This is a genomic window from Flavobacterium oreochromis (assembly GCF_019565455.1).
Lineage (GTDB): Bacteria > Bacteroidota > Bacteroidia > Flavobacteriales > Flavobacteriaceae > Flavobacterium > Flavobacterium oreochromis.
Genome location: NZ_CP067377.1, coordinates 944,326 through 968,303, shown reverse-complemented (window position 1 = coordinate 968,303; position 23,978 = coordinate 944,326). Strand labels below are relative to the sequence as shown.

Genomic DNA, 23,978 nt, shown 5'->3' with positions numbered 1-23,978 from the left:
CTTAACTGGTCACTAATCACTTAAAAAAATAAGATTATGGCATCTAAAAAGAATATCAATATAAAATTAAAAGTTTGGCGTCAGAAAAAAGCTTCTGACAAAGGACAAATGGTAGATTACTCATTAGATAATGTATCTACTGATAGTTCATTCTTAGAAATGATGGATCAGTTGAATGAACAATTGATTGCAGAAAAGAAAGAACCTGTTGCATTCGACCACGATTGTCGCGAAGGTATTTGTGGTATGTGTTCTATGTTTATCAACGGTCGCGCACATGGTCCTGATACAGGAATTACTACCTGTCAGTTACATATGCGTATGTTTAACGATGGTGATACTATTTATGTTGAACCATGGAGAAGTAAAGCTTTCCCTGTAATTAAAGATTTAGTTGTTGACAGAACAGCTTTCGACCGTATTCAACAAGCAGGCGGTTTCGTTTCAGTAAACACTTCTGGTAATACAATTGATGCAAATACTATTCCTGTTCCTAAAGTAGACGCTGATAAAGCATTTGAAGCAGCAGCTTGTATTGGTTGTGGTGCTTGTGTGGCTACTTGTAAAAACGGTTCTGCGATGTTATTCGTTGGTGCTAAAGTTTCGCAGTATGCCTTATTACCACAAGGTAAAGTAGAAGCGACACAACGTGTAATGAATATGGTCCGCCAAATGGATGAAGAAGGATTCGGTAACTGTACGAATACAGGAGCTTGTGAAATTGAATGTCCAAAAGGTATTTCATTAGAAAACATTGCTCGTATGAACAGTGAATACTTAAAAGCAAGTTTAAAATAATAGCTTTAACATAAGTATATAACCCTTTCAGTTGTTCTTGACTGGAAGGGTTTTCTTTTTTAGTATATTCACCTAAAATTTTTTAAGATGAAAAAAATAGTACTATGCTTACTTTTAATAGGTCAAGCTAGCTTTAGCCAAAATACGGACGAAAAAGCAGAAGCCAAAAAGAAAATAGAACAAGAAAAAGCTGTTTTAGCAAAACCATATATCGAAGAGGAAGACGCTTCCATGAAAGTAGCAGAGCTTTTAAAAACGGCACAAGCTTCTAATAAAAAACTCCTAATTCAAGTGGGCGGAAATTGGTGTATTTGGTGTTTACGACTTAATAATTTTATTCAGAAGACAGAAGAGTTAAAAAAGATTGTAGATACTAATTATATTTATTATCATTTAAATTGGTCTCCAAAAATAAAAATGAAAAGTTCTTTACCCATTATGAAAATCCTGGAGAAAAGAATGGGTATCCTGTTTTTATGATTCTTAATAAAACAGGAAAATTAATTCGCGTTCAAGAAACGGGTTCTTTAGAAGAAGGGAAAGGCTATAGTCTTGAAAAAGTTAAAAACTTTTTAGTCTCAAATATATCGAATTAAATAATCAGCGAAAAACTAAACCAACTTTGAATGAAATTAATACCACTTATTTTAAGCTGTCTGCTTTTTACTTTTCTCCATAGTTGTCAGGACAAGCAAACTTCTAAACTACAAACTCAAAATAATCAAAAACAGACTAATAAATTAAAAGTAAACGCAAAGCTTTTTTCTGACTTGTTAGAATTTATAAGTTATAACGATGACGGTGATTATATGCTGATCAACTTTAAGAAAGGTAATGATACTTTGACATTTGTTAATGAAAACAATGAGGATCGAAGTTTACTTCGTGGCGATATGGCGCAAGTGCAATGGATAAAAGATACCATTTATATTGCAGGCGATGGTGAAACTCCTGAGATTGCTGACTGGTTAGTTGGTTTCAAAAAAACTAAAGATGGTAATTTATCGAAGTTTAAAAAGACATATAAAAAAGAAATTAAATACCATTGGTTTAATGAAAATGAGTATTCACAAGATTATTTGGATGCTTTGTATGTATTGGTAGAATACTATATTGCCAATTCTAAAAATGAATTGTTAAAAATTCACCTTAAAGAAAATAGCGCTCTGGAATATTCTATTGAACAACAAGAAAGGGATGGTAAAAAGTTTACTGTTTTGGGTTTAGGTACCTCATTTGAAGGCAGAATGACCAAAATACAATGGTTGTATTATGAGGCCGAGAAAAATTTGCTTTACGAATACGATTTAGGTAATGATAGGCTTATGCTTTTTAAATAAATTAAACTTTACATATGAAATCGCCATAAACTAGAGGTTTGCGTATGCAAACACCCATGAATAAAAGCGATACCATATGTGATCTATAACAAATAAATTTTATACATGAAACAACTGAAAATAAACTTTATACTTTTTACACTATTTAGTATATTCGGTTGCAAAAAGAAATTGAACAAACAGCAAAAGAGGTAACTGCAACTAAAAGTTCAAAAAAAACCAAAAAAGAAGAGGTGTTTAAGCCTACTTTAAAAGATTTACAAAAATTTATTCCAGATGGGTATGAGATACAATATGATGCAGAAGGAGATTTGAATCAAGATAAAATTCCCGATTATGTTTGTGTTCTTAAACATGTTGAAGATTTTACTTCGCCTAGACCAACTTTAGTTTTTTTAGGGAATAAAGATAAAAGTATAAGACTCATGGCTAAATCTGATGTAGCTTTTCCATTAGAATATATCGATGGTGAGAATAAAAATTTCGAATATGAATATATACAGATAAAAGATCATAAATTGAGCATAGACGTTTCAGGTATGGGAGCCGCTGGGAGTTATACTTATGTTTATGAATTGGTTAACGAAAACTTATTTTTAGCATCTATACATAGTTTTGATCAAGGAGCTGGAGGTCAAACAGTTGTTAATTATGATGTTCTTAGGGGTAAATACGTGATTGAAAATACGAACACTATGGAAGATGATATGCCCACAGAAACGGAAAATATACAGAAGAAGTCTTTAAAACTAAAGTTTGAGGAAGTAAATCCCATTGAATTACTAATGCAAAATTAATAATCATCATCAATATGAAATCGCCATAAACTAGAAGTTTGCGTATGCAAACACCTATGAATAAAAGCGATACCATATGTGACTTATAACAAATAAATTTTACACATATGAAAATACTAATAGTTGCCTTTTTATTTGCTAGTTCCTTAAATGCTCAAGTATCCACAATAGTGAGTGGTTTTACCCAAAATTTGACCAAGAATGATCTTCCTTTTCAAGGCGATCGTAAAATGTATGCTATCGGTTTAAATGATAAGCTGACTGAAAATTTTTTAGTTGTGTCAAAAAATAAATCTGGAGCAGCAACAGATGAGCTTTATATTGAAAAATTCACAAAGACCAATCAGGGTTATGAAAAAACCTTTGCAACTAATTTTTCGCATCCTATAAACAAGTCGCTCGCCTTTGTAAATAACAGAATGAAATATAGCGATATTGATAAAGATGGAAATATGGAAATGTTACTTGTAATAGATGAAAATGAATCAGGTCCAGAAAGTCCATTGCAAAAAGTATGGGGGCTTATCATTTATAAAAATGAAGCGTATAAACTATGGACTACTGCTGACTCTGATTTTACTAAAACCAACTTTGATGAAAAGATGGCTAAACTGCCTGAAAACATCAAAACTAATCTTGTTGCGTTTTGGGATGAACTAGATAAGAAATGACTAAATGAAATCAAACAATTTAAATAAACTATACAAGATGAAAAAAGTACTTCTTTTGATTTTCTTCTTTACTACATCAATCGTTTTTTCACAAAATCCTAAAGAAATATTAGTATTAAGTGCTGTTGTAAAAGATAAAGTAATTCCTAATGCACAAGTCATTTTTCAAAAGAATGGTGAACCATCTATTCCTCTGTATACTAATGCTAGTGGGAAAGTCAGTATACCAGCCGAATATCAAGATAATACAGATCTAACCATTATTATTAAAAAGAAGGTTACTCTACTTTAGTTTCTAAATGTTCTTGTGGTGGGTTAACCTATGCAATAAGTCCAATTATGCAAGAACTGGATGGGATGCGAATAGTATTAAATTGGGGTACATTTCCTAGTGATTTAGACTCTCATCTTTCTTATCAAGGAGGTTATGTTTGTTATTATAAAAAGATGCTATTAATGCTAATTTAGATGTAGATGATATAGATAGCTACGGACCAGAAACTATTACTATAACTAAAAAGCAGGAGGGTAAGAAGTATGTGTATGCTATACATAATTTTTCTGATAAAGACCAATCAAATAATTCCGTTTTATCTTCTATAAGTAACGCTAAAGTATATGTGTATATAGGAAATACATTAGTAAGAACTTATAAACCACAACGTAATAGAAAAGGAACTGTTTGGATTCCATTTTTAATTGATGAAACAGGAAATTTAGTGGATGTAGATGATTATAAATATGCTAATTCTTGGGAGGCTGTTCGTGCTATTTTACGAGAATATCGTCCAACAGATACGGTCTATGAGGTGGATCAGTTGAGTATTCAAGAATCAAAAGAATTGAACAAAAAGGGAGAATTAACTTATCATAGCGGAGATTTAGAAGGTTCTGTAAATTTATATATAGCCGCCATAGATGCTAATCCTAGAAATGGTCAAGCATATAGTAATTTAGGTCTCTCTTTTCAAAAATTAGGAAGAGAAGCGGAAGCATTGTGGGCAAATAGAAAGGCAATTGAATTAGCTAATGGTATAAAGGCTCATATAATAAAAGCAAGTTCATATTACAATATAGCAAGAATTTATGAAGCTAAATCAAAATGGAATGAAGCTTTAAATTATTATAAATTAGCAAAATCATATAATGATAATCCTGCTTATGACAAAGGAATTGCTAGAGTTTCCGCAAAAAATTAACTAATGAAAAAAATTTATATTATATTGTTATGTATTAATTTAACCTCTTTAGCTCAAATAAAAGTTGCTAAGATTAATAGAAGTGTTTGGCCCTATCAAATACATTCAAAAACTGATTTTGATGTTGCCTCAAAAATGGAAATGCTTGTATTTTCTCAAACGTTAAATGAATTTATAAACGAAGATATTGATGTTTTAAAGAATCGTATTAAAACTAAAAGCTTTAATGAATTCTCTGTTCATGAGTGGGAGCGTAAAACACAAAATATACTATTAAATAATTTTAGAGACCTTTCAGATGAATCACTTTCTAAATATGTTTCAGTTAAAAAAAATATAGATTGGAATTATTTGAAAAATTACCAATTAGAAAAGAAAATACCAACTAGTTTAATTAAATGGTATGTGAAGTCACATGAATTTTATACATTATATTTACAAGAATTGTATAGACTAGCTGCATTATTTCCAAGAATAACGAGTGAAATAGAAGTATTAGATGAATTAGAAATTACAGGAAATTATCTAGGGCAAAAACAGTTTTTATTATCTTTTGATGATGGTCCAACGACTGTTAATGGTAATACAGATAAGACGATTCAAATGCTTGAAGAAAATAATTTAAAAGGAATTTTTTTGTGCTAGGTCAAAGTCTTCAAAAAAGACTTTCTAAATCAATATTTAATGATTTATATAAAGGACATCTTGTGGGTTCTCATGGATGGGAGCATCAATCACATCAATCATATGAGAATTGGCAAAAATCGATAGATGATACAGATGAGTTGATAAAAAGAAATTCTAATACTAAAATGATTTATTTTAGGCCGCCTTATGGTCAAAGAAATAAAAAGGTGATTCATTATTTAAAAACCATTAATTCTAAAGTAATGTTATGGAATTTAGATTCACAAGATTGGAATAGTACTATAACTGTAAATGAGATTGCAGATAGACAAATTACCCTTATGCTGTTATGGCGTAAAGGGATTTTGTTATTTCATGATGTACATCCAAAAGCATATAAAGCAGTTCCTTTAATCTATAATTATTTTAAAGAAGCACAAATTAATTGGGTAGATCCTAATAAATCTGATTTTAGATAATATAGTAATGAAATTTTATAAAAATGAAAATAGCCATTATTCAACCTGATTTAGTTTGGGAAAACCCTAGTTTAAATAGGCTTAATTTTGAACAAAAAATTAATTTAATTAAGGAAAAAGTTGATTTGATTGTTTTACCAGAAATGTTTACTACAGGTTTTACGATGAATCCATCAACAGTTGCCGAAACTATGGATGGTAAAACAATTACTTGGATGGTTTCTTTAGCAAAAAGCAAAAATACGGCCATAACAGGAAGTTTAATTATAACTGAAAATGGAAAGTATTATAATCGTATGATTTTTGTTTTTCCAAATGGAAAGATTCAAAAATATGATAAAAGACATTTATTTACTTTAGCAAAGGAAGAAGTTGTTTTTACATCAGGACAAGAAAAAGTAATTGTAGAGTATAATAATTGGAAGATTTGTTTGCAAATATGTTATGATTTACGTTTTCCTGTCTTCGTGCGTAATTTAGAAGATTATGATATGATAATTTATGTAGCAAGTTGGCCAGAACCAAGAGTTAATGCCTGGGATATATTATTACGTGCACGAGCAGTAGAAAACTTAGCATATGTTATTGGTGTTAATCGAGTAGGGATGGATGATAATCAGCTAAATTATGTAGGACATTCTCAAATTGTAGATTATTTGGGTAATTATGTGATTTCTCCTTTTGAAGAGGAAGTAGTTAAAATAATTGCCTTAGATAAAAAAGAACTGATCGAAACGCGTAAGCGATTAAATTTTTTAAATGATAAAGATTCCTTTCACTTATTTTAGAGGGTGATAAAGATTAAAATAATATTTTAAAACTGAAATATAAACTGTTGAGGCTGTCCTAAAAGTAAAAAATCAACACACAGTTTGTTACTCCTACGTAAGTAGGAGTTTCATAATCAGTACTATGCGATTTCTTCCTTTGGTCGAAATGAAAGATTGCGGACTTTTTGGACGGCCTCATAATTTAAAAGAAATTGGATAAATCTTTTGTTATTTTAAATCAATTTCCTGATTTACATCCCAATTTGCTCGAACATCAAGAGCTGTTGGGAACTGAAAAACCTCTTCTGGTTGTTTGTTTTCTAAAAAGGAGCCGCTATCCCATTGCCCGTTATTATTTAGATCGTAAATAATTCTAACATAGTACTTTTCAGGATCTATCAGGAGAAAATCTACATCATTAGTTGTTGGGCTAATCAATTGTTTATACATCACTTTCCCTTTCTGATTTGTAAGCTCTACAATAAGGGGGCTGTTTTTTTTATTTTTAAGTCGTATTTTTAGATTACCATAGTCTTCTAATTTTTTGGTTGAAAAATTGAATTTTAGAGTATCTTTATTTTTATTCCCAATATAATCTTCTATCGCGTCTGGTAATAAATTTAAATGGTATTTTTCATTTTCATTTTTTTCAAAATCTAATTCAAAACTTTGGGTATAATCTTTATATTTTGCTTTGAAAGGAACCTTTGTTTTGTCTCCTTTACTTAATATAATTTTATTAACATCCCATTTTTCAATAGGAGTTGATGAGTTAAGTATAAGATTTTCTTTTAAGTGTAAATAATTTATTTTAGCGTTAAGAGATAAAGTATCTTTTTTGAATTCTTTAAACTTTACAGTATAATGTTCTTGGTATTTGTCTTTTAATAATTCTAATTTAATGGAATCATTTTTTATGTAAGGTGTCCAAATATATAATGAATCTTTATCTTGAATTTTTGAAATACGAATAGGTATCTCATGACCTTTTTGTAGTGCTTTAATTTGTAAGTTTTGCGCATTTCCTTCATAGCCTAATGAAATTTTATTAGCAGAGGCTTGTACAGGTCTTTTAGATTTAAATTTTGGTTGTTCTTTGTATAACTCTAATTCAAAAATAGATTTATCAGGTATGTTAATTACTTGATCGTAAAAACCTATCTTATCCTTTTTAGGGTCGTATTTATAATTAGAAATTCCCTCTTTCAGAGCTATTAATTTGTATTTTCCAGCTTTAATATTTTCAATTTTGAATGTTGTACTACTGTCTAAAGTATTAGTAATATAGCGAGGTGTTTCTTTGTAAATCGTTGAATCATTATATTTTTCATTTACTTCGTATAACATTACATTTACAAAGTCTGGAGTCTTTTTTTCATAAGCATCTTTTATAATACCTTGTATAGATAATGAATCTAAATCTTTTCCAGTTGAAAAAACATACTTAAAATTCTTTAATTTGTTTCCTTCGTTATTATCTACAATACTTTCACCAAAATTAAAACTATAGGTAGTATTGGGTATTAATTCTTCGTTGAATTTTATTATTAATTGTTTGCTTACACCCCCTTGTGGTTGAATATTAGGTTGGTTTTTTAAAGGAGGTGATATAATCAAGTTTTTTTGTAAATCATTAATTTTTATGTATTCATCAAAAGTAATTCGGATGGTTTTTTCCTTAAAATCCGTTGAGAAATTTTTTGGATAACTACTAATTGTTTTAGGAGGAGTTATATCTTTATCGCCTCCTGTTATTGAGCCTCTTTTAGCACAACTGATTAGGCTTAAAGTAAAGAGTAATAATAAAATAAAAGATTTATTTTTCATTGGGATTAATTTTATGCTCATTAGATAATCAATATCTATAACGGCTGGGTATTAAATTTATTAGAACTACAAAATAACAACATTTATTTAAGATTGTGAAAAGGCCATAGTTACTATACTGATTTTTATTTTATCAGATTGTTGTAATACTTTAGCACATGCTTCTAGTGTGGCTCCTGTAGTCAAAACATCATCTACAAGAAGAAAATGGACTGGTTGATCCAGTTTTTCGAGTTTACTTATAAAATCGTTTGTTTTAAGGGTATTACGTTCGGCTCGTTTTTTCTTAGATTGACTTATTCCGTATTCTTCTCGAAATAATATGTTTTTGTTAATTGGAATTTTTAGCATTTCTGATAAGCTTTCACAGTAGGTGTCAATTTGATTGTATCCTCTTTCTTTAAGTTTTTTAGGATGTAAGGGGACTGGAATTATGTAGTTTATGTTTTTAAAAACAGAAAGACTTTTGAGGTGTTCAGCATGCCATTTGCCTAATAATTTTCCTATTTCAACATGGCCTTTGTATTTTAGATTATGGATTAGTTGTTGACCTATTCCTTCTTTATGATAATAAAACAAGGCAGAAACATGTTCAACGTCTATTCTTCCGAAAAATTTAATAGATGCTTCATTACTTTTTTTTGTCCACTGATAGGTTAGAGGTAATTCATGTCTACATTTAATACATATCGTTTCTTCTTTATAGCCTAATAAATTTTGGCATCCTAAACACAAATCAGGGAAAAATAAATTAATCAGTTTTTTTAGCATTTCGTCGATTTTTTTTTCTGTAATAAAATTATTAAAATACATTTGATTAGTAACAAAGTGAAATTAGAATGTTGTTAAGGGATTCATTAACAGCTTATAAAATGGTTTCTGTAGCACTACTTTCTATAACAGTTTCGTTGAGTGTTAAATGTTATCAAGTTGTCGAAGAAAATATAAAACTTCAAGAAGAAAAAGTTTTAGATAGGACAACTTATACTAATGATTTAAGTGAAATATTATTTCGATTTGATGCAGAAGTAAGGAAGAACAAAGAGTTAGTTGATAAACAAGTAAAACTTCAAAAAGAACTGGTGAAAGTAAAGAAGAAATCACCTAATTCTAGTAAATACTAATTTTATTAACTTGTTAAGGGTATTTTATGCTATAGCGTATATATCATAAATGAGTAGAATGGAAAGTTAGTTTTTATTGAGAATTTTTGATGATAAGTTAAGTAAAAATTAGAGAGTTATTTGCGCTATTTTTACCTGAAATGGTAATTTAAAATAGGAGCCAATGAGGTGCTAATTATACAGAACAATCTTTTATAAGCAAAAGGTTTAATAGTATAATAAGGTAATAATTCTTTAGTTTTTTCTTTTTTTAAAGGAAAACTAAATTAATCAGTCCAATGGAGTTTAGTTAAATAATTGAGTTTATACAATGAAGGTTAGATAAGTTTATATCTCTGTATCGCCTAAGATAAGATAAAAATATTAAATGATATCATAACACAATGCTTATTAAGGGAGTGATCTGATTGGTGATGTGGAGTTTATACTTAGATAACTTTTTTAAAATTGTTGATTATATAAGGGGAGAAAACGGATTTTTTAAATCCGTTTTTTTATTTTTGCAATACTATGGCAAAACAAGACGATTTATTTAAAAATGTTATTTCGCATGCAAAAGAATACGGATTTATATTTCCGTCTAGCGAAATTTATGATGGTTTGAGCGCTGTATATGATTATGCTCAAAACGGGGTAGAATTAAAAAGAATATTCGTGACTATTGGTGGAAATCAATGGTACAAATGCACGAAAATATTGTAGGGATAGATGCTGCTATTTTTATGCATCCAACCACTTGGAAAGCTTCAGGTCACGTAGATGCTTTTAATGATCCGTTGATTGATAACAAAGATTCTAAAAAAAGATATCGTGCAGATGTTTTAATTGAAGACTATTGCGAAAAATTAAATCAGAAAGCTCAGAAAGAAATTGAAAAAGCTAAATCTCGTTTTGGAGAAGCTTTTGATGAAGCTCAGTTTGTAGCAACTAATCCTAGAGTAATTGAATATTTATCTAAGAAAAAGAAATCTTAGAGCGTATGGCTCGTGGTTTAGATACAGGAGATTTAGCTGATGTTAAAGCTTTAATAGAAGAATTAGGAATTGCTTGTCCTGAATCTGGTTCAAAAAATTGGACTGAAGTACGTCAGTTCAATCTAATGTTCGGAACTAAATTAGGTGCTTCAGCTGATACCGCTATGGATTTATATTTACGTCCAGAAACAGCACAAGGAATTTTTGTGAATTTTTTAAACGTTCAGAAAACAGGACGAATGAAAGTACCTTTTGGTATTGCTCAGACAGGTAAAGCATTTCGTAATGAAATTGTAGCACGCCAATTTATTTTCCGTATGCGTGAGTTTGAACAAATGGAAATGCAATTTTTTGTGAAGCCAGGTGAGGAAATGAAATGGTATGAATACTGGAAAGAAACTCGTTTAAAATGGCATAAGTCTTTAGGATTAGGAGCTGAAAATTATCGTTATCATGATCATGAAAAATTAGCCCATTATGCTAATGCGGCTTGTGATATTGAATTTAATTTCCCTTTTGGTTTTAAAGAGTTAGAAGGAATTCATTCTCGCACGGATTTTGATTTAAAAGCACATGAACAACATTCAGGAAAAAAATTACAGTATTTTGATAACGAAGAAAATGCAAGTTATGTACCATATGTTGTAGAAACTTCTGTAGGTTTAGACAGAATGTTTTTAGCTGTTTTTTCAAAATCGTTACAAGAAGAAACATTAGAAGATGGATCTACACGTACTGTTTTGCGTTTACCTTCTGTCCTTGCACCTACAAAAGCAGCCGTTTTACCTTTAGTTAAAAAAGATGGTTTGCCAGAGTTAGCAAAAGAAATTATTGAAGACTTAAAATGGGAATTTAATGTGGCTTATGATGAAAAAGATGCAGTAGGTCGTCGTTATCGCCGTCAAGATGCTTTAGGAACTCCTTTCTGTATCACTGTTGATCATCAAACATTAGAAGACAAAACTGTTACAATACGTCATCGTGACTCTATGGCGCAAGATCGTGTAGCAATTGCAGATTTGAAAAACATTATTAGTAATGAAGTTTCAATGCGTAACTGGCTATTTAAAATGAAATAGGTGTTAAGTTTTTGAATGTTAGTTTTTAAGAACCCATCCAGATAGTTGCCTCTTACCTTTTATTGTGTTTTTAGGTTTATTTATTCAAAAAATAAACGTATACAACTACTTTAAATTAAACGAGAGGAACATAATATAATCAAATTCCCCCTTCTATTGAAATTATTCCAATAAAGGGGGAATTTATTATTAAAACGCTTTTTTTTTTTTTAAATAGACTGAAATACTCTTGTGTTTATTCTTTACTTCTTTCTATCTTTTAATTTTTTAAGAAGTAGAAAATTGATTTTTAATTGTTTGATTTTAAAAAAGATTGTCTAAAAAGGATCTGATTTTATTATGTTAGACAGTCTTTTTAATGGTATCACAATAGTTTATTCAGATAAGGCATTCCATCCTCTAGCTTTTAATTCAATTTTTGTATTAGCACGTGTCACTAAGTGTATCCCTTCTTCTTTAGGAACCATATGACCTATGACCGTAAAGTGTGGATTTCCTTTTAATTTATCATAATCATCCATTTTGATGGTAAATAATAATTCATAGTCTTCACCACCATTTAATGCTATTGTAGTGCTATCTATATTAAATTCTTCACATACATTAATAAATTGTGGATCTAATGGTAGTTTTTCTTCAAATAAATTACAACCAACTTGTGATTGTTTGCATAGGTGTAAAATTTCAGAAGATAAGCCGTCTGAAATATCAATCATGGAAGTTGGTTGTATACCTAATGCTTTTAAAATTTCAGGAATATCTTTTCTTGCTTCTGGTTTTAATTGACGTTCTACTAAATAAGCATATTCGTCTAAGTCTGGTTGGTTATTAGGATTTACTAAAAAAACTTGTTTTTCTCTTTCTAGTACTTGTAGCCCCATATAAGCAGCTCCTAAGTCGCCTGATACAATGAGTAAATCATTTGCATTGGCTCCATTTCTGTATACAATTTCCTTTTCTTCTGCTTCACCTAGGGCTGTTATAGATATAATTAGTCCTTTTTGAGATGAAGTTGTATCGCCTCCTATCACATCTACTCCGTATTGTTTAGCTGCTAAAGAAATGCCCGCGTATAATTCTTCTAATGCTTCTAAACTAAAGCGATTGGATATAGCAATGGATACTGTAATTTGAGTAGCCTTTGCATTCATGGCGTAAATATCAGATAAATTAACTATTACGGATTTGTAACCAAGATGTTTTAGGGGCATATAGGCTAAATCAAAATGAACTCCTTCAATTAATAAATCAGTTGAAACCACTGTTTGTTTAGAACCAAAATTCAACACAGCTGCATCATCTCCAATTCCTTTTAAAGTAGACGGGTTGGTAATTTCAAAATGTTGGGTCAAATGGTCTATTAATCCAAATTCTCCTAATTGACTTACACTTGTCCTTTGAGACATTTTATCTTCAATCATAACTTTTTAATTTACAAAACAAAGGTACAAACTAAAAGCGAATCCGGAAGTAATAGATTATATGTAAAAAATAAAGTGTTTTTTGCGTTGTTTTAAAAGTTGTAATTTTTATTTTATCTGATTTTTCCAATTTTGTACTCTATACTCTAATAAATCACGCCATTCATTACTATTACATTTAGAAACTAGTTTTTCATAATCATCTAAATTTATTTGATTAAAAAGAGATTCTATTAAATGTAAAAGTGTCCATTCTAAACCAAAACAACTTTCTTTAGGAAAAAGAGTTATTAATAATTCAGCTTCTTTTTTATTTAATGGTTTTTCTACTGAATTTAATTTATTTTCAAAATCTTCTATTACTGAATGATGAATGTCATCATCGTGATTAGGCATAACACCTAGATTTTTTAATTCTAAAACTTCTTTACGTGTCTTCATAAGACTTGATTAATTATTCTAAAGATTTATGATATTTATGAGGAGTTGTTGTTTAAAAGACATTTTAAAAGGTCTTCCTGAATCTGTCTTTTGGGTAGTTCTATCTTTAACACGATATGTTCTGGTTTTTATATGTTCATCGTTATGATTATCTTGAGCTATTGGGGTATGTTCTAAAGCATCTTGGGGTATTATAAGGTCTTGAGATAAATACAGTACTGTACTCGCATCATAATACCTAAATCGATTATAGTAAAGCCCGTCTAATTCTGGATCTTCATATTGCCCGAGTTGTCTAAAAGGAATGAACGTTTTTTCTCCTTTTAACTTGGTTATTTTTCCGTAAATATCATATTCTGCACTCCAAACAATTTCGCCTTGCTCGTTGTAAGCTTGGGCTGGTCGCTCTCCTAGCTTGTAATCAAATTCGTGTAATAGTACGTTGCCATCCCAAGAATATAAAATATTTCCAAAAATTAAAAGAACGTGTAAAAGCTGCCTTATGACAGCTTTTTTGATTTATTTTTTGGATACCAGCGAAGACGCTGGCACCAGCCGAGGGTTTTTTATTCCCATCTTTTTAAATTTGAATTTGAATAAAAAAAATCTATTTCATTTTGAGTGATTATTTTATTTTCGAATAAATAATCTAGTATTTCTTCAGCAATTTCTGAATCTTCTGCACAACCTGTATGATTAGCTAATAAATAAAGAGCTTCTCGAACTTTTTGATTATCTGAAAAATTATTTAAAATATAATCTTTTAGCTTATTTTTTATTCTCTTATTTTCATTGTAGTCATCCGTATTATCTTCAAAAAAAGCATTGTAATATTCCAATATTTCAGTTTCAATATTTTTAAGTATATCTTCCATATATTAATGACAAACTATTTTATAAGCACCTTTTGGTATTTCTCCTTCAATTAACACTTCAGCATCTTTAGTAGCATATCTTAATGCAGGCATATCTAATTTTTTACCTGTTTGTGGATTTATACCTCCAGAAACATCGTGTACTTTTGATGGATTAATTTTATCAGTATCTATTGCAATTATTGTGCTAGGATTCATTTTTCCTCTTTTAGGATTTGGCTTTCCATAAAAATCAGCTGTAGATTTCTTTTTAGTTGTTGAAATGTATTTTGTTTGTAAACTACCATCATCTATATGTTGTTGTATAGTATGTGTAGAATTTATGTTTTTTGGTTGTATTGCTTCGCCTGCTTTAGCAGAAGCTTCTTGTGCCCCGTTTAAAGCTCTATAAACGATTATTAGCCCAAAAGGATCAGTTTCCGTATTGGAATCATAAACATATCCATAAAAAGTTGGGTTATTTCCAAGTAAACCAATAGGGTCTTGACATATATATATTCCTGTTTCACAATCATACCAACGATACCTATTGTAATAAAGCCCGTCTAATTCTGGATCTTCATATTGCCCGAGTTGTCTAAAAGGAATGAACGTTTTTTCTCCTTGTAAATTACGAAGTTTTCCATAAATATCATAATCAGTTTGCCAAACTAATCTACCTTGCTGGTCATAAGATTGTACGGGTCTTCCTAAGTAGTCAGAAATGATACTAAATTGTTCTTCTCCCTGTATTTTGGCAGAGGGAACAAAGGTTCTTTCTTGATAGATCCAAGTAACTAAATCATCGACAGCTTCTTTTTGGCTGAGATAAACTTCTCCTAAATCATTCACAGAGGTTTGAGCTTCTTGCCCTTTTTTATACTCCCACTGATGTAAAAGAACGTTTCCATCCCAAAAAAATCAATATGTAAAAGAACTTTTTTAAAACGTAGTGGATACTGCAAAAGGAAATTAAATTTCTTTTCTAATTCCCATTTGTTTTGTTGGAACAATTAGGATAATTATCTTCTAAATATAGCTTAACTAAAAAAGCGTGTGAGATCGGTTTTAAAGAAAAAATATCTTCACTAGTTTCATAATCTAAAAGAAGTATAGGTTTATGAACTAGAATTTTTTTTAGTTCATTAATCTCATTTTTTAGCTTATTATCTAACACCCATTTATAAGAAGGTAAATAAATCATTTTTTTTGAATCAGAATAATTTAAAATCTCTTTTCCATTTACTCCTTTTTTGTGCCCCTTTATCTTTCCATATTTTCTTATAGTCCTTTTAATATTTTTCATATTTTCAATATCAAATTTAGTAGTATCAATATCGAATTTTTCAAAAACTTTTAATCCTTGCCAAATCCCTTCTACACTTTTAGAAAACTTACTTTCACTAAAGGGGATTGGTATATTTCCTAATGGATAAAATGGGCTGAATTTTATCCAAGGATTCTGAGAATTTGAAGTAATATCAATGATTTCAAAGTTTGGATACTTTGAAATTAATGTTTCCATCTTTTTTTTCTTACTTTCAATAAGTACTTGATTATTCATTATCAAACAATTTATTAGCTAGTTCACACAATTCTATACCATAATCTTCAAATATTTCATGTTCTTCTTCTGAATATTTTAAATTAGGAACAAAAAAATAATTACTAATATCAACAAACGATTGAGCTAATTTTTTAGGAACATTATCCTTGTCTTTATAATAATCTATTAAAAAAGAATACTTTTTTTTAATTCCTCATATTGAATTTTATTAACCCCATCCATATTTCTAATCGATGCAGGTATGGATGTATCACTTAATAAAGAATTGTATACAATTTCTATTGCTTCTTTTTCATTCATGGTTTTAATGGCATTTTATTTTATTTGCAGGAACATGTCCCTCTACTAATACTTCTTTGGAAGATGCTGAAAATTTGGCAGAAAGTCCACCAACTCCATTTGCTTTCGCTTTTTCAACGGTAGAAATATCAAATATATTTTTATTTCCTTTAACATCTGGAACTACATCATCGGTGTCAAAAGAAACCATTCTTTGACCTGGCTCTCTCCATTTTTCTAATGCCGAAGGATCTGTACTTGTTGATATAAATTGTGAGCCTTTATTTCTAGAACCACTAGAAACGTGACCATGGGTTGACATTCCTCTTCCAGGTTTTTTTGCATTTAGGCCTTTTGTAGGATCTTCATCAGGTCTTAACAATCTAAAGACTTCTATTAATCCAAAAATGTCTACCCAACTATTCGAATCGTGAACATACCCATACATGGTTGGGTTGTTGCCTTCGAGTCCGATAGGGTCTTGAGATAAATACAGTCCTGTACTCGGATCATAATACCTAAACCGGTTATAGTAAAGAGTTGCATCTACTTCACTTTTAGTGATTTGCCTACTAAGCTTTTGAATTGTTCCTACTTGCCTTTCACGTATAACAATACTTTTTTCTACGCTTCGCGCGTAGTTGCTCCAAGAAGTTAATAATAAAAGCGTTAATAATAGTTTTAGCAGTTTCATAGTTTCAAAAATAACCTATTTTTTTATTTCAGCTGAAAAAATGATAATTCAATTGAAAAAAACTAGGTTATCTGAATTTCAGATAACCTAGTAATTAATTATTTACGTTTTTGCCAGAAAGTAATTCTTGGTAAAATTTTCACAAAAAAATTTCCAATAGAATTAATTTTCTCATTTTTTAATGGAGCTAATATTATTGTCATTACTATAATAAACAATAAAATTTTTGACAATGGAGAATTCAAAATTTCGATAAACATATTTTTATTTTTAAAAATTAATATATCGGCAGGGTTTTGAACGTCAAAAACGGCTGCTTAGAAATTAACGCCTTATTTTTAAGGCTTTTACAAAATTCTGTAATTCTTAATTTTTAAAATAGGACAAGTTTTTTGAACTAAAAACTAAAAACGTAATATTAAAAACTGTACTTTATTCTCTCTATAGTTATTTTATTTCAGCTGAAAAAAAAATTGATTGGTTTTTTATTGGTGAAAAAAAGCAAGTACAAAACAGACTTAGAGTGTTTGCCTTTAGTGAGCTGGTTTCTTTAGTGATTTGGTGCGTATTTTTTTAAATCAAGTTTAGGAGGTGCGTTGGGTGGTGCGACTTGATTTAAAAAAATATGCAGGCAACCGAAGGGCGGCAGTAAGCGGAACTAATTTTTTAAAATTTTTGTGCAAAAAAACGAGCAAATAAGACTGTGAACCACTGTACACAGGCTTTTTGTGAAGTTTTTTAAACAAAGAATTTTAAAAATATAACTACTTTCCTAGTGCGGTGGCAGAAGCGTCGGCAGAGGGTGGGCGCGTTGGAGAGGGGCTATTTTACATAAATGCCAGTTATAGCTTTCAAGGCGAAGCGAACCCGCAGGGATTGAACTATAACTGCCAATTATGTAAATATAGCTTTGGGGCGGTTGTGGCGTTGGGAAGCGGTTGTTTTTTTGGTTTGGGGAAAAACAAGCGAGTAAAAAAGGCTTTTTTGTGTGCGAGGGTAGGTCCTTTCGCAAGCTCAGGATGACACAAAAAGCCTTTTTTTACTGGCTTGTTGCGGGGGAAAACAACGGCTATGAGGGTGGGGAAAAACCGGCGGAGGGTTGGGGAGCGTTGGACGGGTGGGCGCAAAAACGACTGCGAAGCAAACCGCTTTTAATTAATTTTGGGTTTAATTTAGATTATAAATAAAGGCGGTAGTAACCGCCTTTATTTATAACACCTGAAAACATATTTATAACACCTGAAAACATATTTATAACACCTTAAAATATATTTATAACATTTAAAACAGAACTTATAATACCTTAAAATATATTTATAACATTTAAAACAGAACTTATAACACCTTAAAATATATTTATAACATATAAAACAAAGTTTCTAATATCTAAAAATGTATTTATAACATTCAAAACAAAGTTTATAATATCTAAAAATGTATTTATAAGATTCAAAACAAAGTTTATAACACCTGAAAATATATTTATAACGCTTAAAACAAAATTTATAATACTTTAAAATATATTTATAACACTTAAAACAAAGTTTATAACATCTAGTAAAAACTGTGTTATTGTTGTGCTGGTTCAGGCTGTGTCGCTGATAACTTTTTGTTTTTTAATGTGGCTTGTATTTTTCTATAACTGAATAATTGTGCTTTTACAGGCTCTTCTTTAAATAATTTTGCTGAGATTTTAGCAACGCTTATTACATCATCGTAGATTTCATTAAAAAGAGTTACTGCTTCAAGAGTCATTACTTTTCGAGTTCCTTTAAAGGTTTCTTGTGTAACGTTTGCTTCTTTTAGTTTATCGGCATAAGTGGTTATATTGTATAATACTATTACATCGATTCCTTTTGCTGATAATTCATCACGTAAAGCATCTGTAAGGTTTGTTTTGAACTGATATAAGATTTGTACTAATCCTTCTTGAGAGCCTTTTTTATAAGAAGAAAAGCCTAATTGATTTAAGATTTCTAATTTTCTAACACTGTCTTTTTTAAAATCTTCAATGATTTGTATTTTAACTTCCGCTAAATCGTTTTCTGCCATTACTTGTATTGTTTCTAAAAACGAGGTAGCATTTCTTAAATCTTTTGCAGAGTCGATCCCTAAATGTTCCTCTAAAGCTTTACTTATTTTGTCTTGTAGATTGGAGAAAAATTCATCTGTCCAAGTTTTTCTTTTTTCTTGCAAATGACGTTTGTATAAGATTGCATTTTCAATTAAAGTCGAACAAGCGATAAGCATATCGACATCTTTACCACCATAATTTCTGGTTACTGTTGTACTCATATATTAATTTGTAAAATTTAACACTCTAAATGTAATTGATTTTTTAGATAGCCTAAAGTGATTTTAACATTATTTAAAGATACTCTAACCTTAAAACACGTGGTATTTTTCTATGGCATCTTGCAGGGATTCTATTTGAGTTTTTTTGTATTTATCAAAGCTTTGTAATTTTCGATGTCCTGTTTTGTATTGTACTGTTCTTATATCATATATTTTGAGCCAGTGTGCAATCCTACTTTGCCTTATTATTTTAAAATCTTCTAATTTGTAATAGGTTTTTATTTTCCTTTTTATACTCAATAACACCATTTTAAAACGTTCTTGCAGGGCATAGGGAAAAAGATAATCGCTTTGTAATTGCAAGAGGGTTACAATAGCAGGGCGGATGTTTTCTATATATTCTTGTAAGGCTACTATTTGCACGGCTTCTAAGGGTAAATTTCGAGGGTAAAATAAATCTTGTGTTTTTGATGGCACTTTTATAATAGCTTTTTGTAAATCGATGTCGCTTACTTTTAAATTTCCTATACTTCCCGCATCTAATGCCTGATAAATAACTAATCCTAAAATAACTTTGTTGCGTTTTGTATAAAGGTCAAACTGTCCTCTCATATGTCCCTTATCGGGGTAATTATAATAAATAGTATCTAGTTCTTCAACAGAAATAAATGTTTGTAATAAGGGGCGTTTTTCTACTTTTATTCTAAAGTTTTTTATAGGGTGGTCTTTCCTTTTTTTTTTGTTCGATAAGATAATAATAGTATTGTTCTAGGGTTTGTAAATGACGGTTAATGACTTGTATATGATATTTTGTTTTTTTTTACTTCTATCATTTTTAATATTTCTGAAGTGGTTAGTTTTTCTAATTTTTGACTGGCGTTGCAGAGTTTTTGCCAAGAGTTTAATTCCTTTAGTTTCATTTGTAAAGTGCCTTCTTTATACCTGTATTGTTGCTGTAAATAATCTATAAATGTTTTTGAGTTATAGGATTGTATTTGAGCAGAATTTTTGTAATAATTGATAGTTTTCATATTGTAAAATTTTAAGTTCATATTCTAAAAGGGTTATTTGCTCTTCAATGGTTTTTAAATCAATTCCCTTTTGTTTAAGTTCTAATAAGGTTATTTTTAATTCTAATTCTAAAAATTTTAATTCGTAGTAATCAGAGCCAATATGGATTTGTAGAATGTAAAATTCTAGGTCAAAAATAGTTTTCATAGTTTTTTGTTTATTGATTAAAATGAGTGTACCTGTGGGTACTGTCTAAACTGTTATGCCCTAAAAATTGGGCGATTTTTTCGAGTTGCATTCCCTGCTGTAGTAGATGTGTTGCGATGGAATGACGTAGTAAATGCGGGTAAACTCTTTTTGTAATACCTGCTTCTTTAGCGTATTTTTTTACTATTTTTTGAAGATAATGAGTGTTTGATTGCTCTTTGTAAACTCCTTTAAATAGATAATATTCGATGTGAAGCTTTAAGTAATTTCTAAGTATTTGTTTAGCGGTTTTATTAATGGGTACATACCGCTGATGTCCTGTTTTTGATCCTGCAATAAATACCAGGTTCTTTTTTAAATCGATGTCTTTTGTTTTAAGGTTTATCACCTCTGAGGCTCTAAGTCCTAAATGATACAAGCAAGTAAGTACTGCTTTGTGTGGTAAGTCTATAACGCAATCAAATAATTTTTGTACTTCCTTTACTGTTAGATACTCTATTTGTTTTCTTGTAAACTTATAATAGGGTACTTTGCAAGGTATGATAGGCTGTTTTTTGACAAATTCTAAGTAATTAAAGTATTTTTCTAAAGCTAGTATTACGCCGTTTAAAGTGGATTTACCGAGTTTTAATTTAGGATGGTTTTTATTGGGGCGGTTTTCGAGGTATTTAAAGTACTGGCTAAGTGTGCAGGGTTCTTTATTTTGATACTCTAAATATTCTTTTACATAAGCTATTGAGTGTTTTACGGTTTGTGTTTTATATCCTTTGAGTTGTAAATAATTTTTGTACTCCAAAAGATGTGCTACGATGATTTGATGATGTACGACCATATTGCTAACTGTTTTTTTTTGTGTTTTACGAACGCTAGGGTAAAAGGCATTGTAAAGTGTTGAAAATAAAAGGGTTTAAAAATTCTAGTGACCGTTTAGTGTTCGTTTGGTGGTTGTGAGTTACCGTTGTTGTTTTTCTTTTGTAGTTTTTCGACCTGTTCTTTAAAGTGTTGTTTGATTTGTTGACGCATTAAGTTGTTATTATCTAAGAATGATATTTTGTATTTAAAGCCTTTATTTGAGTGTCCGTACTGTCTTAAATATTCTAAACGTACCAGTTCATTAAGATAATGTTGTAATTGTGTTTTTTTAAATCCTGTTATTTCCATTGCTTCAAAACGATTAAATTCTCTATCCTTAAAAGCCTTTTTTAGTTTCTCAAAAAATTGTCTGCTACTGCCGTCTAACTCATCCATTTTTAAAATGACACTTTCAAAAAGTATGTCTATAGCTAAAATAATGTCTTGAATTTCTGTTACTAAAAAGCCGTTTATTACTTTTCGTTGATACTGATGTAATAGTGTAATTTGTTTTATAATTTTTTGGAACATATCGTTGAGCCTTCTAAGGTTGCGGACTCCTTTTGGTAAATCTATTTTACTGGCAAAGGGGTTTTGCACTTCATAATGTTTTAAATGTCTTACTACATCTTGTACCATATTTACGGCTTTTTGTTTTTCTTTTATATCTATTTCGCCCGCTATAATCTGATTTTGATACTTAATGATTCTCTGGGTTTGTTCTAAACTTTCATCGACTGCTATAATAAAACTGCGGTTCATATTATCCTCGTACACTTCGCCTTTTGTGGTGGCTGATAAACTGGCAAACTGTCCTTTTACTTCCTTTTTAGTAGATTTATTATTTCCTTTTTTATCTTTTAAACTTACCGAACTACTTAAATATTGATTAGAGATTAATTCCCTTAATGAATATAAAGCTTCCTCTTTTAATCCGTCTAAATCTTCGATAATGATAATTTTTCTAAACAAATCAAATTCGCCCCAGTTGTATAAACTACTTTCTGTAATTCTAGTAAATCGCAAAACATCTTCTTGAGGCATTAAATCAGCAATTACTTTAATCATATGCGATTTACCGCTTCCTGATGTTCCTTGTACAATACCGTGTAAGGGATTATTATTTAGATAACTCAATAAAATTAAAAACAGTAATAACCGTGCGGTTTCTTCTCCTACAATGCCTGCTTGACCAATTAAAAAATTTAGATTGTGTATAAGGTTTTTGTCTTTTAAAAATTCAACTACCGATAATACCTCAGAGGCTTTTATAATTAGTTTTTCATCGTTTTTGTTATTTGTTTTGTTTGTTTGAGGTTTAAGGTTTGCTTCGCCTGTTCGCTTTTCAAGCTCGGGTAAAGTTGGTTCAGATGAAGAAAAAGTTTTTTGTGTTTCTTGTATGTGGTCCTGGCTTGTTAGGGGTTTTCTGTTTTCTATTAATTCGATAAAGATTTCTTTTTCATAGGCTACTAAAAGGCTGTTGATGTCTTCGCCTTCAGGGGTTTCAACTTTTGTTATTTTGAGTTGTGGGTTTTGAGATATGAGTTCTTGAGCGTATTTTGCTGTCGCTGTGCTACCTGCTTTGTCTCCATCAAAGAAAAAAATTACTTCTTCTAAATGTTTTAAATTCTTTATTGCTTGTAAATGTTCGGGAGTGATTCCGTTTGTACCGTAACAAGAAAGTATAGAGTATTCTGTATTAAGTATTAAGACTTGTGTTAATGAAAGAGCATCAATGACGGCTTCGGTTAAAATGAGTTTTTTAGTTTCGGGTTTTGGATAATGAGGGTATAAACCTTGCCTACCTTTTAAATAAAAGTGTTTAGAGGTTGCCACGCTATCGCTCGCAATGACAATGGAACGAAAATAAAAAGATACGATTTCGTTTTTTGCATTACGCAGTGGAAAGGCTAAACATTTATTACCGAAAACTTGATAAGTAACTGCTTCGCCTGTTTGATTGTTTACTCTATTTAAAGGGCTTAACATTCCTACTTCTAAAGCATTTTGTATCATTTCTTGTTTTGCTAGAACAGGGTTAACTTCATTTTCAAACCGTCCTGCGTGGTGGAACTGTCCCGAGTTAAAGCCTACTAATCCCCTAGTTTCTAAAACACTGGATAAATTACGGCTATGTAAATAATCTCTAGCCGAACCGCTGAGATAGATTGATTTTACAAAGGTTTCAAATAACTTTTCTAAGAACTCCGTTTGCTTTTCTTGACTCATTGTTTTAATAACTTCACTTTGATGTATAATTTGTGGTTCTGCTACTTGTGCTAACTGTGTACATTTTTTTAAGGCATCGTGTTTTGATAGCTTTTCAAAATCTTGTACAAATTGTATTTGGTCGCCTTTTGCTCCGCAAGCGTGGCAGTTGTATAAATCTTTTTGCAAATTGACTTGTAAAGAGGCTGTTTTATCATCGTGGAAAGGACAACACAGCATTTTATTTTTATTGGGCTGTAAATTATAATAGCTTAATACTTGGCTTAAACTTAAGCGGGATTTTATGTCGTTGATTTGCATTTTTAAAGATGTTAATATTATTTTTTGTCTTTTATTACAACTAAGCAAAAATACAAAAGTTATACAATAAAACAACTATTTTTAAAATGTATTTTAAGATATTGTTTAATTTAATAATTTTGTTGTTGTTAACTGTATTATTT

Annotated in this window: 26 protein-coding genes and 1 pseudogene; 12 read left to right on the top strand and 15 right to left on the bottom strand. The window is 30.2% G+C overall.

Annotated elements, in window-relative coordinates:
• The first annotated feature begins 36 nt into the window (after positions 1-36).
• The 10 genes from JJC03_RS04880 (at position 37) to JJC03_RS04840 (ending at position 6,699) form a co-directional block, all read left to right on the top strand.
• On the top strand, positions 37-798 hold the full coding sequence (locus tag JJC03_RS04880; protein ID WP_088397441.1) for a succinate dehydrogenase/fumarate reductase iron-sulfur subunit: 762 nt from the start codon (positions 37-39) through the stop codon (positions 796-798).
• Positions 799-885: 87 nt separating this feature from the next.
• Positions 886-1,278: a thioredoxin family protein gene (locus JJC03_RS04875; protein WP_309597745.1), complete on the top strand. Its 393-nt coding sequence runs from the start codon at positions 886-888 to the stop codon at positions 1,276-1,278.
• A gap of 146 nt (positions 1,279-1,424) precedes the next feature.
• A complete protein-coding gene (locus JJC03_RS04870) occupies positions 1,425-2,138 on the top strand; it encodes a hypothetical protein (protein ID WP_088397439.1) in 714 nt (237 codons plus the stop codon).
• Positions 2,139-2,296: 158 nt separating this feature from the next.
• Complete coding sequence (locus JJC03_RS04865) at positions 2,297-2,935, top strand: hypothetical protein (protein ID WP_235874119.1); 639 nt, start codon at positions 2,297-2,299, stop codon at positions 2,933-2,935.
• A 107-nt stretch (positions 2,936-3,042) separates the two neighbouring features.
• Positions 3,043-3,606, top strand: coding sequence for a hypothetical protein (locus JJC03_RS04860; RefSeq protein ID WP_088397437.1), 564 nt, complete (start codon positions 3,043-3,045; stop codon positions 3,604-3,606).
• Positions 3,607-3,643: 37 nt separating this feature from the next.
• Positions 3,644-3,898 carry a hypothetical protein gene (locus tag JJC03_RS17390; protein ID WP_258932274.1) on the top strand — a complete coding sequence of 85 codons (255 nt, stop codon included), beginning with the start codon at positions 3,644-3,646 and terminating at the stop codon, positions 3,896-3,898.
• 247 nt (positions 3,899-4,145) lie between these two features.
• Positions 4,146-4,805 carry a tetratricopeptide repeat protein gene (locus JJC03_RS17385; RefSeq protein ID WP_258932272.1) on the top strand — a complete coding sequence of 220 codons (660 nt, stop codon included), beginning with the start codon at positions 4,146-4,148 and terminating at the stop codon, positions 4,803-4,805.
• A gap of 3 nt (positions 4,806-4,808) precedes the next feature.
• Positions 4,809-5,450 carry a hypothetical protein gene (locus JJC03_RS04850; protein WP_235874118.1) on the top strand — a complete coding sequence of 214 codons (642 nt, stop codon included), beginning with the start codon at positions 4,809-4,811 and terminating at the stop codon, positions 5,448-5,450.
• Entirely contained in the window at positions 5,444-5,911 is a 468-nt protein-coding gene (locus tag JJC03_RS04845) for a polysaccharide deacetylase family protein (protein ID WP_235874117.1), read from the top strand. Before JJC03_RS04850 ends, JJC03_RS04845 begins: the two co-directional genes overlap by 7 nt.
• Before the next feature lie 23 nt (positions 5,912-5,934).
• The gene (locus JJC03_RS04840; RefSeq protein ID WP_088444235.1) at positions 5,935-6,699 is read left to right on the top strand and encodes a nitrilase family protein; all 765 of its coding nucleotides are present in this window, start codon (positions 5,935-5,937) and stop codon (positions 6,697-6,699) included.
• A gap of 210 nt (positions 6,700-6,909) precedes the next feature.
• Here the strand turns inward: JJC03_RS04840 and JJC03_RS04835 are convergent, their stop codons facing one another.
• Positions 6,910-8,508, bottom strand: a complete 1,599-nt coding sequence (locus tag JJC03_RS04835; RefSeq protein ID WP_205729675.1) for an Ig-like domain-containing domain — start codon at positions 8,506-8,508, stop codon at positions 6,910-6,912.
• Positions 8,509-8,595: 87 nt separating this feature from the next.
• Entirely contained in the window at positions 8,596-9,279 is a 684-nt protein-coding gene (locus JJC03_RS04830) for a ComF family protein (protein ID WP_235819314.1), read from the bottom strand.
• Positions 9,280-9,347: 68 nt separating this feature from the next.
• Here JJC03_RS04830 and JJC03_RS04825 point away from each other — a divergent pair, with 68 nt between their 5' ends.
• Both JJC03_RS04825 and JJC03_RS04820 read left to right on the top strand, forming a co-directional pair.
• Positions 9,348-9,632, top strand: coding sequence for a hypothetical protein (locus JJC03_RS04825; protein ID WP_235874116.1), 285 nt, complete (start codon positions 9,348-9,350; stop codon positions 9,630-9,632).
• Positions 9,633-10,142: 510 nt separating this feature from the next.
• A pseudogene (locus JJC03_RS04820) lies at positions 10,143-11,685 on the top strand (glycine--tRNA ligase).
• A 374-nt stretch (positions 11,686-12,059) separates the two neighbouring features.
• Here the strand turns inward: JJC03_RS04820 and thiL are convergent.
• From thiL to JJC03_RS17380, 13 genes are all read right to left on the bottom strand, one after another.
• The gene (gene thiL / locus JJC03_RS04815; protein ID WP_088397430.1) at positions 12,060-13,106 is read right to left on the bottom strand and encodes a thiamine-phosphate kinase; all 1,047 of its coding nucleotides are present in this window, start codon (positions 13,104-13,106) and stop codon (positions 12,060-12,062) included.
• 108 nt (positions 13,107-13,214) lie between these two features.
• Entirely contained in the window at positions 13,215-13,547 is a 333-nt protein-coding gene (locus tag JJC03_RS04810) for a hypothetical protein (protein ID WP_088397429.1), read from the bottom strand.
• Positions 13,548-13,565: 18 nt separating this feature from the next.
• Positions 13,566-13,895, bottom strand: a complete 330-nt coding sequence (locus tag JJC03_RS04805; protein ID WP_258932585.1) for a hypothetical protein — start codon at positions 13,893-13,895, stop codon at positions 13,566-13,568.
• 218 nt (positions 13,896-14,113) lie between these two features.
• Positions 14,114-14,422 carry a hypothetical protein gene (locus tag JJC03_RS04800; protein WP_235874115.1) on the bottom strand — a complete coding sequence of 103 codons (309 nt, stop codon included), beginning with the start codon at positions 14,420-14,422 and terminating at the stop codon, positions 14,114-14,116.
• 3 nt (positions 14,423-14,425) lie between these two features.
• Complete coding sequence (locus JJC03_RS04795; RefSeq protein ID WP_235874114.1) at positions 14,426-15,253, bottom strand: RHS repeat domain-containing protein; 828 nt, start codon at positions 15,251-15,253, stop codon at positions 14,426-14,428.
• A gap of 133 nt (positions 15,254-15,386) precedes the next feature.
• Positions 15,387-15,965 carry a DUF6939 family protein gene (locus JJC03_RS04790; RefSeq protein WP_103715730.1) on the bottom strand — a complete coding sequence of 193 codons (579 nt, stop codon included), beginning with the start codon at positions 15,963-15,965 and terminating at the stop codon, positions 15,387-15,389.
• A 307-nt stretch (positions 15,966-16,272) separates the two neighbouring features.
• On the bottom strand, positions 16,273-16,941 hold the full coding sequence (locus JJC03_RS04785) for an RHS repeat-associated core domain-containing protein (protein ID WP_235874113.1): 669 nt from the start codon (positions 16,939-16,941) through the stop codon (positions 16,273-16,275).
• Between the two features lie 1,569 nt (positions 16,942-18,510).
• The gene (locus tag JJC03_RS04780) at positions 18,511-19,236 is read right to left on the bottom strand and encodes a hypothetical protein (RefSeq protein ID WP_235874088.1); all 726 of its coding nucleotides are present in this window, start codon (positions 19,234-19,236) and stop codon (positions 18,511-18,513) included.
• A 90-nt stretch (positions 19,237-19,326) separates the two neighbouring features.
• Entirely contained in the window at positions 19,327-19,848 is a 522-nt protein-coding gene (locus JJC03_RS04775; protein ID WP_235874093.1) for a tyrosine-type recombinase/integrase, read from the bottom strand.
• A 176-nt stretch (positions 19,849-20,024) separates the two neighbouring features.
• Positions 20,025-20,267, bottom strand: coding sequence for a hypothetical protein (locus tag JJC03_RS04770; RefSeq protein ID WP_235874092.1), 243 nt, complete (start codon positions 20,265-20,267; stop codon positions 20,025-20,027).
• On the bottom strand, positions 20,218-20,454 hold the full coding sequence (locus JJC03_RS04765) for a hypothetical protein (RefSeq protein ID WP_235874086.1): 237 nt from the start codon (positions 20,452-20,454) through the stop codon (positions 20,218-20,220). Before JJC03_RS04765 ends, JJC03_RS04770 begins: the two co-directional genes overlap by 50 nt.
• A gap of 10 nt (positions 20,455-20,464) precedes the next feature.
• Positions 20,465-21,286 carry a tyrosine-type recombinase/integrase gene (locus JJC03_RS04760; RefSeq protein WP_235874085.1) on the bottom strand — a complete coding sequence of 274 codons (822 nt, stop codon included), beginning with the start codon at positions 21,284-21,286 and terminating at the stop codon, positions 20,465-20,467.
• A gap of 95 nt (positions 21,287-21,381) precedes the next feature.
• Entirely contained in the window at positions 21,382-23,835 is a 2,454-nt protein-coding gene (locus JJC03_RS17380) for a CHC2 zinc finger domain-containing protein (RefSeq protein ID WP_258932250.1), read from the bottom strand.
• Between the last annotated feature and the right edge of the window lie 143 nt (positions 23,836-23,978).